This window comes from Jejuia spongiicola, assembly GCF_023502325.1.
GTDB classification, from domain to species: domain Bacteria; phylum Bacteroidota; class Bacteroidia; order Flavobacteriales; family Flavobacteriaceae; genus Wocania_A; species Wocania_A spongiicola.
The window spans coordinates 1-696 of sequence record NZ_JAMFLZ010000029.1; the positions used below are offsets into that span (position 1 = coordinate 1).

A 696-nucleotide genomic window follows, 5' to 3' on the forward strand; every position below is an offset into this window, starting at 1 on the left:
GTATGCCAACCTATTAAAGAAGCATCATAGTTTTCTTGAGATAGGGTAGCACCAAAAAACATACTACCCATTGCTGTAACATTACTAATATCCCAGTTGCCTATATTCTGGTCAAAATTTCTAGCGAAAGAAAACATACCAAGCATATTAGTTACGCTAGAGGTATCCCAGTTATCAAGGGGTTGATTAAAAGGAGTGTTTCTAAATATATTTGACATTGATGTAACAGCACTTACCGCCCAATTATTGATGGGAGAATTAAATAATGTACCTTGAAATACTTGTTGCATATTAGTAATCGTGCTTACCTCCCAATTGTTAATAGCCCCTCCATTATCTACAAAAGAACTACACCCTAAAAACATACCTAGCATTGAAGTGGCTTGACTTAAATTTGGAGTGTCAGTTGCATTTAGTACTAAATTACTACACCCTCGAAAAGACTGTTCCATAGCCGTCCAAGAATTTGTTCCCCATTGTTCAATCGTTTGAATTTTATCTTTGTCTCCTGTATTGTTAAAATAGATTCTAGGAAACGCACCACGAATGGCAACAGTGTATGTACCAGCTGTTAAAGTAGTACTTGTTGCATTACCAGAAACATTGGTAGATTCAGCATTAAAAGTAGCACCATCATAACTCCAATCTACATCATAATTATAACCTGTTCCAGTTGTAGGAATGGTAATGGTTTCG

1 protein-coding gene is annotated in these 696 nt (G+C 36.1%); it reads right to left on the reverse strand.

Features of this window, described 5'->3' with window-relative positions; genetic code table 11:
* The coding region (locus M3P09_RS17210; RefSeq protein WP_249974061.1) for a BspA family leucine-rich repeat surface protein at positions 1-696 on the reverse strand (696 nt) is incomplete at both ends.